Source organism: uncultured Murdochiella sp. (genome assembly GCF_902488755.1).
Taxonomy (GTDB): domain Bacteria; phylum Bacillota; class Clostridia; order Tissierellales; family Peptoniphilaceae; genus Murdochiella.
Genome location: NZ_CABTXF010000003.1, coordinates 16,859 through 30,715 on the forward strand (window position 1 = coordinate 16,859; position 13,857 = coordinate 30,715).

Annotated in this window: 10 protein-coding genes; 4 read left to right on the forward strand and 6 right to left on the reverse strand. The window is 49.5% G+C overall.

Annotation, left to right across the window (positions count from 1 at the left end):
- Positions 1 to 231: 231 nt before the first annotated feature.
- The 3 genes from RDL68_RS00645 to secA form a co-directional block, all read right to left on the reverse strand.
- Positions 232 to 1,944, reverse strand: a complete 1,713-nt coding sequence (locus tag RDL68_RS00645) for a proline--tRNA ligase (RefSeq protein ID WP_308539733.1) — start codon at positions 1,942 to 1,944, stop codon at positions 232 to 234.
- Position 1,945: 1 nt separating this feature from the next.
- Positions 1,946 to 3,065 (reverse strand): peptide chain release factor 2 gene (gene prfB / locus RDL68_RS00650; protein ID WP_374042582.1). Its coding sequence is split into 2 segments (ribosomal slippage): positions 1,946 to 3,004 and positions 3,006 to 3,065, totalling 1,119 coding nucleotides; the frame shifts between segments, so codons are not numbered across the junction.
- A gap of 113 nt (positions 3,066 to 3,178) precedes the next feature.
- Positions 3,179 to 6,001 carry a preprotein translocase subunit SecA gene (secA, locus tag RDL68_RS00655; protein WP_308539735.1) on the reverse strand — a complete coding sequence of 941 codons (2,823 nt, stop codon included), beginning with the start codon at positions 5,999 to 6,001 and terminating at the stop codon, positions 3,179 to 3,181.
- Between the two features lie 10 nt (positions 6,002 to 6,011).
- Here secA and RDL68_RS00660 point away from each other — a divergent pair, with 10 nt between their 5' ends.
- From RDL68_RS00660 to RDL68_RS00675, 4 genes are all read left to right on the forward strand, one after another.
- A complete protein-coding gene (locus RDL68_RS00660) occupies positions 6,012 to 6,215 on the forward strand; it encodes a hypothetical protein (protein WP_308539736.1) in 204 nt (67 codons plus the stop codon).
- Positions 6,216 to 6,667: 452 nt separating this feature from the next.
- Positions 6,668 to 7,093: a hypothetical protein gene (locus tag RDL68_RS00665; RefSeq protein ID WP_308539737.1), complete on the forward strand. Its 426-nt coding sequence runs from the start codon at positions 6,668 to 6,670 to the stop codon at positions 7,091 to 7,093.
- A 302-nt stretch (positions 7,094 to 7,395) separates the two neighbouring features.
- Positions 7,396 to 9,039 (forward strand): tryptophanase, encoded by a 1,644-nt coding sequence (locus RDL68_RS00670; RefSeq protein ID WP_308539738.1) that lies wholly within the window; start codon positions 7,396 to 7,398, stop codon positions 9,037 to 9,039.
- A gap of 34 nt (positions 9,040 to 9,073) precedes the next feature.
- Complete coding sequence (locus RDL68_RS00675) at positions 9,074 to 10,501, forward strand: sodium-dependent transporter (RefSeq protein WP_308539739.1); 1,428 nt, start codon at positions 9,074 to 9,076, stop codon at positions 10,499 to 10,501.
- A gap of 185 nt (positions 10,502 to 10,686) precedes the next feature.
- Here RDL68_RS00675 and hpf read toward each other — a convergent pair whose 3' ends face one another.
- The 3 genes from hpf to RDL68_RS00690 form a co-directional block, all read right to left on the reverse strand.
- Positions 10,687 to 11,229 carry a ribosome hibernation-promoting factor, HPF/YfiA family gene (hpf, locus tag RDL68_RS00680; protein WP_308539740.1) on the reverse strand — a complete coding sequence of 181 codons (543 nt, stop codon included), beginning with the start codon at positions 11,227 to 11,229 and terminating at the stop codon, positions 10,687 to 10,689.
- A 565-nt stretch (positions 11,230 to 11,794) separates the two neighbouring features.
- Positions 11,795 to 12,793, reverse strand: coding sequence for an ATP-binding cassette domain-containing protein (locus tag RDL68_RS00685; RefSeq protein ID WP_308539741.1), 999 nt, complete (start codon positions 12,791 to 12,793; stop codon positions 11,795 to 11,797).
- Complete coding sequence (locus tag RDL68_RS00690) at positions 12,777 to 13,847, reverse strand: ABC transporter ATP-binding protein (RefSeq protein WP_308539742.1); 1,071 nt, start codon at positions 13,845 to 13,847, stop codon at positions 12,777 to 12,779. The genes RDL68_RS00685 and RDL68_RS00690 overlap by 17 nt, the downstream gene beginning before the upstream one ends.
- Between the last annotated feature and the right edge of the window lie 10 nt (positions 13,848 to 13,857).

The window sequence follows — 13,857 nt, forward strand, 5'->3', positions numbered from 1 at the left end:
AGCTTGTTTCACTTTATATAGTTTTTCTATAATATTATACCACGTTTTACAACGTAGTCTTTATATATTTCTTTAGACGGACTTTTTGAAACTCTATAGGGAAAATTGACATCAAAAAATCGGCACAAAGGTTAATACCTTCATGCCGATTAAATTTTAAGAAAATAAAACCCTAATTAATAGTCCCTGTTAACTCCTTTTTATTTATAAGATTCCACCCGCAAATTTCAGCTACTTCTGTAGCGTCTCCATGGCGGCAATAACGCGCGCAACAGCTTCATCCACCGACACATCTTCATTGGTCATTTCACGGCGCGTGGAGTATTCTACCATGCCATCGGCGGCGTTGCGCCCCACGGTGATGCGCAGCGGGATACCGATAAGGTCACGGTCATTGAATTTCACGCCCGGACGCTCGTCACGGTCGTCCAGAAGCACTTCGATGCCTTCTTTTTCCAGTCGCGAAGAGATCTCGTTGGCAAGCTGCATCTGGGTGTCATCTTTGGTTTTCATCACGGTAATCATCACATGATACGGGGCAGCGATGAGCGGCCAGATCATGCCTTTTTCATCGTGATTCTGTTCGACGAGAGCGGACACCACACGAGTAATGCCAATTCCGTAGGAACCCATCACGAGTGGACGGGCAACGCCGTTCTCATCCAATACCGTTGCACCGATGGCATCCGCGTATTTCGTTCCCAATTGGAAGATGTTGCCCACTTCGATGCCACGGGCAAACTGCAACGGATTGCCATGAACGGGGTCGAGGTCACCTTCTGCCACCATCCAAAGGTCGTCCGCAATCTCGCCGTCAAAATCACGACCGAAGTTTACATTCTTCAGGTGCGTATCCGCTTTGTTCGCCCCACAGACGAGGTTCGCGCGCGTAGTAACCGCCGCATCCACAATGATGCGCACCGTATCGGGAAGCCCCACCGGACCGGTAAATCCTGCCGGCGCACCCGTCACGCGCATAATGGTTTCCTCGTCGAGCATCTCGATTTCATGCTCCGGCTTCTGCAAATAAGCGATGAGCTTGGACATGTTGAGTTCACGCTCCGCCGGCATAAAGACGAATACCGGTTCGCCGCTAACGCGCAGGCAAATCGCCTTCATCATCTTATGCGCCGGAATATGCAAGAAGTTTTCCAACTCTTCAATGGTATGGACGTTCGGCGTATCGAGTTGCTCAACCGGCAAGGGTTCTTCCGCCGGATACGACGGCTTTTGCATAGAAGCCTTTTCATCCGTCGCGGCATAGCCGCCTTCGGCGTAAACGATAACGCCCTCACCGATTTCGGAAAGCGCTGTAAATTCATGCGACACACGGCCACCCATAGCGCCGGAATCGCCTTGGACGACACGATAATTGATTTCCAGACGGTCAAAAACGCGCACATAGGCATCCCACATGGCTTGATAGGAAGCTTCCAGTCCTTCTTGGTCCATGTCGAAGCTATACGCATCCTTCATCAGAAACTCACAGGAGCGATTGATGCCGAAACGCGGACGCTTCTCATCGCGATACTTCCAGCCAATCTGATACAGATTGAGCGGAAGCTGCTTATAGCTGCGCAGTTCTTCTTTTACCAAATCGGTAAAGTATTCCTCCGCCGTCGGACCAAGGGCGAATTGCTTATCATGACGATCCGTCAATTTGAACATTTCCGGGCCGAATGTATCCCAGCGACCGGAGGCTTCCCAAATTTCTTTGGGCTGCAAATTGGACATGCGAATTTCCTGTGCGTCCGCCCGATCCATCTCCTGTCGAACCACTTCTTCAATTTTTCGCACGACGCGGTATCCCAGGGGCAGATACGTATAAATGCCCGAAGCGGCTTTGCGGATCATACCTGCACGCAAAAGCAGCTGATGACTGGGGACTTCCGCATCCCCCGGCACTTCACGCAGCGTCGGCATATAGAAGCGTTTCATTCTCATGTTATTCTCCCTTCGCTTCCTGCTGGGCATTCCAGTTTAGGTACGCCTCTACGAACGGATCTAAATCGCCGTCCATCACCTTCTCGATATTTCCGGTCTCTTCACCGGTGCGATGGTCTTTTACCAGCGTGTACGGCTGGAACACATAGGAACGAATCTGAGACCCCCAGGCAATTTGCTTGTACGATCCCTGAATGTCCTCAATCTTCTCGCGGTGTTCTTCTTCTTTAATCTGCACGAGCTTAGCGATAAGCATCTCCATCGCTTTGGCTCGGTTCTGAATCTGGGAACGTTCATTCTGACACGTGACGACCACGCCGGTCGGCAAATGCGTAATGCGGATAGCGGAGTCGGTCGTATTGACGTGCTGTCCGCCCGCCCCGGACGAACGATAGGTATCCACCTTGATGTCTTTGTCGTCCAGCTCAATTTCCCCCGTATCCTTTAAGACCGGATATACATCCACACTGGCAAATGAGGTATGTCGGCGGCTTTGTGAGTCGAATGGCGAGATGCGCACCAAGCGATGTACACCCTTTTCGCCTTTGCAATAGCCGTAGGCATCGTAGCCTTTAATCTCAAATTGCACCGACTTAATGCCACCGGTTTCTTCTGTATTGATGTCGGTTAACGTCACCTTCCAATCCTTGGTCTGGAACCAGCGCTCGTACATACGCATAAGCATTCCTGCCCAGTCCATGGCTTCGGTTCCGCCGGAACCGGCATGAATGGAAAGAAAACAGTCATTCGCGTCATATTCTCCGGAAAGCAATGCTTTTTTGGAAAGCGCCGCCAGCTTCTCTTCCATACCGGTCAACGCTTTGGTCAAATCTTCTTTTTCTTCTTGGTATTCCTCTTCGTTGAAAAGTTCCACCAGTCCGTTCAAATCCTCGTACGCCGTTTCAATCTCGCGATACGCATCAACGTTCGCTTTCTTTCCGTTCAACTCGACCATGACGCTCTGTGCCGCGTCGGAATCATTCCAAAAATCCGCTTCTGTCGTCTTTTGATTTAGTTGCTGAACCGATGCTTCTAAACCGGCAATGTCAAAGAGAGCTCCTTAACTCACTCAAATGCACCCGGACAGTTTCCAGATGCTGCCGCATTTCATATAATTCCATACTTCCTCCTCATGCTCGGACGACTTTTTGGCTTCCTTGCCTCCATTCGTCGCTCTCTTACCGCATTATGGCAACACTATCACACTATCGTGTGCCTTTTCCGCCGAGAAGCCTTATTTGTCAAACCTTCCGTGACAGTTCTTGTATTTCTTACCGCTGCCGCACGGGCAGGGATCATTTCGTCCTACTTTTTTATTCTTGCGCACAAAGGTGCGATTTTCGGGTTCCGCTTCATCGCCCGCGCCAATCGCACGGGTCGGCGTAGCAACAGCTGTGCGCACGATTTCACGCTTCGGCGGTTCAATATGGTACAGCATACGCACCGTTTCTTCCCGAATAGACTCATTCATGGCATTAAACATGTCATAGCCTTCGTTAGCATAGGCACGTACCGGATCTTCATTGCCCATCGCGCGGATACCAATTCCTTTGCGGAGCTGATCCATCGCATCAATGTGATCCATCCATTTGGTATCCACCGCACGCAATAACACCATGCGCTCCACTTCACGCATTATCGAAGGCGTGACTTCCTCTTCTTTGCGAGCATAGAGATCATCCGCAATGTGCATAAGCTGATCCTTGAGGTCTTGTGCCGTCATGCCCTGCAGTTGTCCAATAGCCACTGCCCCTTTTGGCAAGAAAACACTGTTGAGATAGGTAAACAACCCTTCCATCTCCCACTGCTCCGGTGGCAGATTTTCTCCGCAAAAACTATCAACCGCATCCGAAACTACGCCGTGAATCATCTCGACGACTTCGCTGCGCATATCTTCTCCGTTTAATACGCGATTTCGTTCGGTATAGACGGTGTTACGCTGCATATTCATGATGTTGTCGTAGTCCAACACTTGTTTGCGCGTAGCAAAGTTGTTGGATTCCACCTTCTTCTGTGCGCGTTCAATGGATTTCGTCAGGATACCCGCCTGGAGAGGTTCATCTTCCGGGAAGGCACCCGATTCCACGAATTTCTGCATCCGCTCGCTGCCAAAAAGACGCATGAGCTTATCTTCCAGTGAGATGAAGAATTGGGATGTGCCGGGGTCGCCCTGTCGTCCGGATCGACCGCGCAGCTGGTTATCAATACGTCTTGCCTCGTGGCGCTCCGTTCCCAGAATGAACAGTCCGCCGACGGCTTTCACCTTTTCCGCATTTTCTTTGGTTTCAATAGAAAATTCTTTTTTCAGGCGTTGGAACTTTTCCCGGGCATCCAGAATTTCACGTCCGGTAATCCAGACCTCTTCTTCACTCTCTTCGCCGGCACTATTTGCCGGAAAGGTTTCTTCGGGCTCCACATGGCGGAAGCTGTCGGCCCATTCTATGAGCTCCGCGCTATCGCCCTCTTTTTCCATCTTCTTCTTCGCCATCCACTCGGCGTTACCACCCAAAACAATATCGGTACCACGACCTGCCATATTCGTCGCGATGGTCACTTCGCCGAAGCGACCGGCCTGCGCGACAATCTCCGCTTCGTGACGATGTTGCTTGGCATTGAGGACATGATGTTTGATGCCGACTTTTTTGAGCATCTTGGAGATTTTCTCCGAAGTCTCGATGTCTACCGTACCGACCAGAATCGGTTGCCCTGTGGCATGAATTTCCTGAATCTCTCGCACGATGGCGCGGAATTTTTCCTCTTCACGGGCATAGATCGCATCTTCGCGGTCAACGCGAGCAATGGGCTTATTGGTTGGAATTTCAATAACATCGATATGATAAATCTCGCTAAATTCATCCGCTTCGGTAAGACCCGTTCCGGTCATGCCGGCGAGTTTTTCATACATGCGGAAGAAATTCTGGAAAGTAACCGTCGCCAGTGTTTTCGACTCACTCTTGATGGTTACACCTTCTTTGGCTTCAATCGCCTGATGAAGACCTTCGCTATAACGACGGCCCTCCATAATACGACCGGTAAACTCGTCAACAATTTTGACCTCGTCGTTGTCCACCACATAGTCAATATCTCGGCGCATCGTGGTTCTGGCTTTGAGCGCCTGGTTAATATAGTGCATCAGCTCCATGTGGGACGGGTCGGAGATATTCTCTACATGGAAATAGGCTTCTGCCTTTCCGTTCCCTTGTTCGGTAAGGTTCGCGGTTTTACGCTTTTCATCCACAACATAATCAACCGTTTCGAGCTTATGTTCTTCCAAAAGCGAATCCAGTTTATTGAGCTCTTCGTTCGGATCCAGCACACGTCCTTCCAAGGTCTGCACGAACACATCTGCACGCGAATACATCTCGGTGGACGGATCGCCCATGCCAGAGATAATCAACGGCGTACGCGCCTCGTCAATCAATATGGAGTCGACTTCGTCGACGATGGCATAATGCAATTTACGTTGTACCACACCCGATTTATAAATCGCCATGTTATCACGCAAATAGTCGAAGCCGAACTGGTTGTTGGTACCATAGGTAATGTCGGCATTATAGGCATGTTTACGTTCATCTTGTTCCATGGGCTGCAAAACCACGCCTACACTCAACCCCAGAAATTGGTGAACTTTTCCCATCCATTCCGCATCGCGCTGTGCTAGGTAGTCGTTGACGGTGACGATATGTACACCCTCGCCCGCTAACGCATTCAAATATGCCGGCATCGTCGCTACGAGCGTTTTTCCTTCTCCGGTCTTCATCTCAGCGATGCGTCCCTGATGCAAAATAATACCGCCGATAATTTGGACGGGATAGGGCTTCATGCCCAATACTCTCCACGCGGCTTCTCTCACCGTGGCAAATGCCTCCGGCAAAAGCACATCCAGCGTCTCGCCATCCTGATAACGCTTTTTATACTCCTCCGTTTTTTCCCGCAAAGCGCTATCCGAGAGGTTTTTCATCTCCGTTTCCAACGCCAACACCGCGTCCACTTGAGGACGTATTTTATCAATTTCCTTGTCGCTGAAGGATTTCGTTAAAAAATCAAATAATCCCATATCTACTCCCTTGTACGTTGCTTTACAACACTCCTATCATAGCATTTTAGCGGCCATTCGTGTAAAGACTTTGGAGAAGTTCGAAGTCGTTCTGTGCGAAGTAGTTCTGTGCGAAGTCGTTCTGTGTGAAGTTGTTCTGGGCGAAGTCGTTCTGGGCGAAGTCGTTCTGGGCGAAATGGCGAATGTTTATCGATTCCTCTTTCTACAGCTCTGATGAAAGACGATTTTCGGCTTTGTCTAACATGGTAAGCTGGGGATAAAGGCGGGCTAGTAACGATTGGGACAAGAGGGATTATGGGCATTGTCCAAGGGCGATTGGGGTGATTGACTTGCGTGCGACTCTGGCTAATCTGGTTGTGGAGCGAAAATGGACTATACGATTATGCCGAGGATGTGCGCGACCCTGGCAAATGTGGTTTTTTGGCGTTTGCCAGGGGTTGTTGTGGTGTATTTGACCCTGGCAAATGTAGTTATTTGACGTTTGCCAGGGGTGAAATGGAGGTGCGTGACCCTTGCAAATGCGGTTTTTTCAACCTTGCCAGGGGTTCAGTGCGAAATTTGACCCTGGCAAATGTGGTTTTTTGACTCTTGCCAGGGGTGGAACGGGGCTGCGCGACCCTGGCAAATGCGGTTTTTTGACTTTTGCCAGGGGTGGAACAGGGATGTGTGACCCTGGAAAATGCGGTTTTTTTGACGTTTGCCAGGGGCGAAATGGGGCTGCGCGACCCTGGCAAACGTGGTTTTTTGACTTTTGCCAGGGGTGGAATGGGGCTGCGCGACCCTGGCAAATACGGTTTTTTGACGTTTGCCAGGGGTTCAGTGCGAAATTTGACCCTGGCAAATGCGATTTTTTCAACCTTGCCAGGGTCGGAACTGGGATGCATGACCCTGGCAAATTACATTTTTCAGCGTTTGCCAGGGGCAACATTTATGAATAAAACTGCGCCGCCATCTCCATTCCCAGCGGCGCTCCGCCTCAACTGCGCCGCCATCCCGACTTCCAGCGGCGCTCTACTTCAACAGTCATCCTTCTCCGCACCACAGAACCTACTTATCGCAAAGCCCCACGCCGTTTCGACAACCCATACTTAATTCCTGTAAATCCCATCCTTAATTCCCGTAATAGAAGGGATGAAGAAAAGCGGGCGGCAAAGAGACGCGGTGCTTTGCGCCCTGATGGTTTCATTGACGAAGGAATTTCAGATGGTCTAAAATGAAATCGTGAAACATGGTCAAAACCATCTTAGAAAGGAGGAATTGCTTAATAAAGGGAAATCGATTCCCATCTTTTCTGCGTGCCCTGTCATGCGCATCACGAGAAATAAGCATTGCATCACGTAGAATAAGCATTGCATCACGTGAAATAAGCATTATGGAAACAAGAGGTATTATCCATGAAAAAGTATGAATTAGCCGTTCCTGTACCACACCATTTTTCGTACGTTGTTCGTGATTTGCCGGAAGTGACCATCGAACAGCGCGAACGAGCCCTAAAAGCCACCCATTACAATGAATTCGCCTTTCCTTCGGGAATGCTCAGCGTCGATATGCTTTCCGATTCCGGCACGACGGCAATGACCAATACCCAGTGGGCAGCACTCTTCCTTGGGGATGAAGCGTATGGACGCAACACCGGTTACTATGTGCTATTGGATACGTTCCGCGATATTTTTGAACGCGGTGGAGAAAAGAACTGGAAGAAGGTGCTGGATCTGGTGCGCACGGACTGCCGTGATGTCGAAAAAATGATGGACGAAGTCTATCTGCAAGAGTACGAAGGCAACTTCTTTAATGGCGGAGCGGCACAAATGGAACGCCCGAACAGCTTTATCATCCAGCAAGGACGCGCTGCCGAGTCGGTATTGATGGAAATCGTGCGTAACATTCTGAATCAACGCCATCCCGGAAAGAAATTCACCATTCCATCCAATGGTCATTTCGACACCACCGAGGGAAATATCAAACAGATGGGATCCATTCCGCGCAATCTATACAATAAGGAACTGCTGTGGGAAGTGCCTGAAGGCGGAAAATATGAAAAGAATCCGTTCAAAGGGAATATGGACATTGCAAAGTTAAAACAACTCATTGAAGGCGTAGGTCCGGAAAATGTGCCTTTGGTCTTCTGCTGCATCACAAATAACCCCGTTTGCGGCCAGCCGGTCTCCATGGCAAACCTGAAAGCCATTAACGAAGTCGCGCATTCCTACGATATTCCTGTTGTTTTCGATGCGGCACGATGGGCGGAAAATGCCTATTTCATTAAGATGAATGAAGAAGGATACGCCGACAAGTCCATAGCCGAGATTACGACAGAAATGTTCCAATACTGCGACGTATTTGCCATGTCCGCCAAGAAAGACGGGCACGCCAACATGGGCGGTATGCTTGCCTTCCGTGACAAAGGACTGTTCTGGCAAAAATTCTGCGACTTCAACGAAGATGGAACGGTGAAAACCGATGTCGGCGTACTACTAAAAGTCAAACAGATTTCCTGCTATGGAAACGACTCTTACGGTGGAATGAGCGGACGCGACATTATGGCATTGGCGGTCGGGCTCTATGAAAGCTGCAATTTTTACTATATGGATGAGCGCGTAAAACAAGCGGAATATTTGGCACAGGGCTTCTACAACGCCGGTGTAAAAGGTGTCGTCCTGCCGGCAGGCGGCCATGCCGTGTACATCAACATGGATACTTTCTTTGACGGCAAGCGTGACCATGAATCCTTTGCCGGTGAAGGCTTCTCGCTGGAGCTCATCCGTCGTTACGGCATCCGCGTGGCGGAATTGGGCGATTTCTCTATGGAATATGACCTGAAAACGCCGGAACAGCAAGCCGAAGTAGCCAACGTCGTACGCTTTGCCATCGACCGCAGCCGTCTGACGCAGGAACATCTGGATTACGTCATTGCCGCGGTCAAGCAGCTGTATGAAGATCGAGAAAGCATCCCGAATATGCGCATCACCTGGGGACACAATTTGCCGATGCGCCACTTCCACGCCTTCCTTGAACCCTATCCGAATGAAGAAAAATAAAGGAAAATGACGAAGAAATAGTTAGAGGTGTCTTATGACAAACCCAAATACCACAACAAATGCTGCTCCGGTGGAAAAACGCGACGGATTTGCCTCTCGCTGGGGATTCATTCTCGCCTGCATCGGTTCCGCCGTGGGCATGGGAAATATATGGCGTTTCCCGATTTTGGTACAAAAATATGGCGGCTTGACCTTCATTCTGCCCTACCTGCTCTTCGTGCTGCTTATCGGCTCCACAGGCATCATCGAAGAGTTTGCGCTCGGTCGCATGGCATCCGCCGGTCCGGTCGGCGCTTTCGGCATGGCGACAAAAGAGCGTACCGGAAGTCGCCATCTTGGTGAAATGCTCGGTGCCATTCCCATCATTGGCGCCCTCATGCTCGCCATTGGCTATACTGTCGTCATGAGTTGGATTTTCAAATATTGCTGGATGGGCATCAACGGCGAACTGTATGCGTTGGGAACGGAAATGTCCGCCATTGGCGGCTCATTTGGATCCATTGCGCCGGAAGCAGAAACCTTCAGCGAAGCGTTGCACATGATGATTTCCGGCGGTTTATTCGGTGTAGGAAACGGAATCTGGCTGTTAGTCGGACTCTTCGTATCGCTTGCGATTATGAGTCTTGGCGTTGCCGGCGGCATTGAAAAAGCAAATAAAATTATGATGCCGCTACTCTTCATCCTCTTTGTGGGATTAGCGATCTACATCGGTACGCTGTCTGGAGCAGGCGAAGGCTATCGATTCATCTTCACCTTAAATCCTGCCGGTCTTGGCGACCCGAAGGTGTGGATTTTTGCCTTTGGACAAGCGTTCTTCTCGCTATCCGTTGCCGGAAACGGTTCCGTCATTTATGGATCCTACCTGTCCAAAAAAGAATCCATCCCCTCCTCCGCATTTAATGTTGCGCTCTTTGATACCATAGCCGCCCACCTTGCCGCCTTCGTCATTATCCCTGCCATGGCGGTAATGCTCGGATCCGAAATTAACAACGTCAAGGGAGGCCCCGGACTGATGTTCGTCTACCTGGTGAACGTTTTTAACGGAATGCCCGGCGGTCGCATCGTCGGAATGATCTTCTTTATCTGCGTTCTCTTTGCCGGTGTCACCTCACAAATCAATCTCTATGAGGCGCCGGTTGCATTCCTGCAAGAGAAATTCCGCTTTAAGCGTCTGCAAGCCGTCGCCGTCATCGGCATACTCGGTGCGGTGGTTGCCATACTCATCCAGCCTTGGACATCGCAATGGATGGATATGGTTTCCATCTACCTCTGTCCTCTTGGCGCACTCTTGGCAGGTGTGATGTTCTTCTGGATCCTCAAAAAGGAAACTGCGCTTACAGCGGTGAATGAAGGCAGCAAGAAACCCATTGCCGGTTGGTTCTATCCCTTGGGCAAATATTTCTACTGCGCTGCAGCGTTACTTGCGCTCATCGCAGGTGCCATCCTCGGCGGAATCGGCTGATTCAATTTGTCGTGTCCACGAAAATAGCTAAGCAAAGTATATAAGAAAGGCAGCGCGCCGGTTCACTAACCGGTGCGCTGCCTTTTCTTATTTTCTGCCTTTACCCAGATGCTTCACGCACCGTGAACGGTGCCTTGACTTGGCATTCTTCTCTGTTTTACACGTACTGTGCTGCGATATTTCCCTTACTTCTTGGGGATCAACAATCCGTAATTGCCCGCTTTACGCTTATACACACAGCAGATTCGATCGCGATCCATATCGAAATAGAGAAAAAAGTCATGTCCAAGCAATTCCATCTGGTCAACCGCTTCCTCTGCACCCATTGGCAGGATCTCGACTTCTTTTGTGCGCGCAATATCCACATCCTCCGGAATCGCTTCTTCGGGAGTCGGTTCCTCTACCTCCGCAAAGCGGATAGCGTTCTTCACATAACGGCGACGTTCCAATTTTGTCTTATATTTGCGAATTTGCGAAACCAAAGCGCTGATGCAGTCATCTACAGCGACCAGCAGCTCGTCCTCGACCTGGTCGGCACGAAGAATGGTTCCCGATGCCGGAATAGGAATGGTGATTTCACACCGCATTCCGGATTTCTCCTGCGACACGGTCACTCTCGCCTCAACGTCCTCTTGGAAATATTTGTTCAGGCGGGATACTTTCTTGTCGATGTCGTTCTTCGTGTTATCTCGCAAAGTGACGTTTTTTCCGTAATATACAATCTTCATAACTTCCCCCTTCCTGTTTATCACGTGTTTACCCCATTTTCATGAAAACGTTCGCTTGTTTTGAAAATTTTCCTGTAATGAATAAGTGCATATTTTCTTTCTTCTTTTGCCCCTATAGCAACGAATGAATAAATATGGTTTCTTTTCCCATTCAGTATACACCCTATGCGAATTGTGGATATGTGGACAAAGGAAGAAAAATCCGGTGGAAAAAGTCTTTTTTTCTCTAATTATTGCCTTTTTTATCAACAAGTTATCCACATTCCTGTGGATAAATAAAAAGAATCGGCGCGCTTGACATTCGTTCTCCATTCAGCAGGTCAGAATAGTGGATGAAAAGTTACGCAGTCCATCCCGATATTTATCGTTTTTCTTGTGGTAGACCGTTTTTTCTCCGCCTCATATAGTATTCCTTATTTCCGGCAAAAATGATGTGTTGGTAAATACTGTATGAAAATTAGTCATCTCCATTTTCCTGATTTCGAACGCCATGAAAAATTCCTTATAGCGATAAAAAACCGCCGAAGCGGAACGCTTCGGCGGCAAATGTACCATCCGGTAAATGTTACCTATTTTTGGTACGCTTCTCGTAGGAGATGAGGTATTCCTCTTTTTCACGGTCGTTCATAAAGACGAAGTGACCGGGGACGAGTTCGCGCAGCTTCGGCTTTTCACCGGAGAAATCGCGCGTGCTTTCATCATAGGTGACCAGCTTCTTTTCCTTCTCAATCAGCGGATCCGGAATCGGAACCGACTGCAAGAGCGATCGTGTATAGGGGTGCATCGGATGCGCAAAAAGTTCTTCCGTTTCTGCAATTTCCACGATGCGACCGTTGTGAATGACGGCGATACGATCGGAGAAATAGCGAACCACCGAAAGGTCATGGGCGATGAAGAGATACGTAATGCCCTCGGTTTCGCGGAACTTGTTCATGAGGTTCAGCACTTGCGCTCGAATAGACACATCCAACGCCGAAATCGGCTCGTCCGCAATGATGAAATCCGGACGCATGACGATGGAACGCGAAATGCCAATACGTTGACGCTGACCGCCGGAAAACTCATGCGGATAACGCGATTTATGTTCCGGCAACAGTCCAACCGAAGACAGTGCCTGATCCACCTTGTTAGCACGGTCGGTCGTATCCTTATACAGCTTGTAGTTATCCAACCCCTCGGCGACGATGTGATCGACCGTAGCACGCTCGTTCAAAGAAGCGGCCGGATCCTGATAAATCATCTGGATATCTCGCACGAGGTCATGTTCCTCTTTGCGCGATAACTTACCGTTGATCTTTTTTCCCTTAAAATACACTTCGCCTGCGGACGTAGGATGCAAGCGGATGATCGCGCGTCCGATCGTCGTTTTTCCGGAACCGGATTCTCCGACCAAAGAGAATTTTTCTCCTTTGAAAATCTGGAAGGAAACATCTTTTACTGCACGAAACTTTTTGCCGTTATTGCGGAACGTCACTTCCAACCCGCGTACATCGAGGAGAACTTCACGATCCTTTTCCGACTTGTTTGTTTGCGGCTGATTCGTGTTATCAATAGTTGTCGTCACTGTAGTCTCCTCCCTTCGAGGTCATTTGCACCATGCGCTCATGCAGATTCTGGATGACCGCCGGTTTCTCGACCTTCGGCGCATCCGGATGTTCAAGCCACGATTTCACATAATGCGTAGGAGAAACCTGGAACATCGGCGGTTCCAGTTCAAAATCCACCTTCATGGCGTACTTATTACGCGGTGCGAAGGCATCCCCTTTGATAGTCTCAAAGAGAGAGGGCGGCGTACCGGGAATGGCAAAGAGATCCTGCTCACCCGTTCCCAGCTGTGGCAACGAAGAAAGCAATCCCCATGTGTAGGGATGACGCGGATCAAAGAACACTTCCTCCGCTGAACCATGTTCAATAATCTGACCGGCATACATAACGGCAACCTTGTCGGCTACCTTTGCCACGACACCCAAATCATGCGTGATATAGATGGTCGTGAACTGGTATTCCTTCGCTAGCTCTTTAATCAGCTCAATAATCTGCGCCTGAATGGTCACGTCCAACGCGGTCGTCGGTTCATCACAGATAAGAATCTTCGGACGGCACGCCAACGCAATCGCGATGACAATACGTTGCCGCATTCCGCCGGAATACATAAACGGATATTCATCGTAGCGTTTTTCCGGATCGTGAATGCCGACACGACCCATCAGTTCAATCGCCAGCGCTTTCGCTTCTTTCTTGCTCTTGCCCTGATGTTTGATGATGACCTCGCTAATCTGATAGCCGATGGTACGCACCGGATCCAAAGAAGTCATCGGGTCCTGAAAGATGGTCGCAATCTTTTTGCCGCGAATCTTTTCCCAGTCTTTATCCGACTTTAGCTCCATCAGGTTTTTGCCTTCAAACCAGATTTCACCGTTTGAGACGCGCCCGTTGTTTTCCAGCATTCCGGTAAACGTCTTCGTAAAGACGGACTTTCCGGAGCCGGATTCCCCAACGATGGCAAGAACCTTGCCTTCTTCAATATCGAGGGAAATGTGCCGAATCGCGCTCAATTCACGGTCACGCACCTTAAATTTCACTTGCAATTCTTTAATGGACAGGATGTTATTGGTCATGATGTTCCTC

Coding starts and splice junctions, on each gene's coding strand:
- RDL68_RS00690 (WP_308539742.1), bottom strand. CDS start 13,847: ATGACCAATAACATCCTGTCCATTAAAGAATTGCAAGTGAAATTTAAG.
- RDL68_RS00675 (WP_308539739.1), top strand. CDS start 9,074: ATGACAAACCCAAATACCACAACAAATGCTGCTCCGGTGGAAAAACGC.
- hpf (WP_308539740.1), bottom strand. CDS start 11,229: ATGAAGATTGTATATTACGGAAAAAACGTCACTTTGCGAGATAACACG.
- RDL68_RS00670 (WP_308539738.1), top strand. CDS start 7,396: ATGAAAAAGTATGAATTAGCCGTTCCTGTACCACACCATTTTTCGTAC.
- RDL68_RS00645 (WP_308539733.1), bottom strand. CDS start 1,944: ATGAGAATGAAACGCTTCTATATGCCGACGCTGCGTGAAGTGCCGGGG.
- secA (WP_308539735.1), bottom strand. CDS start 6,001: ATGGGATTATTTGATTTTTTAACGAAATCCTTCAGCGACAAGGAAATT.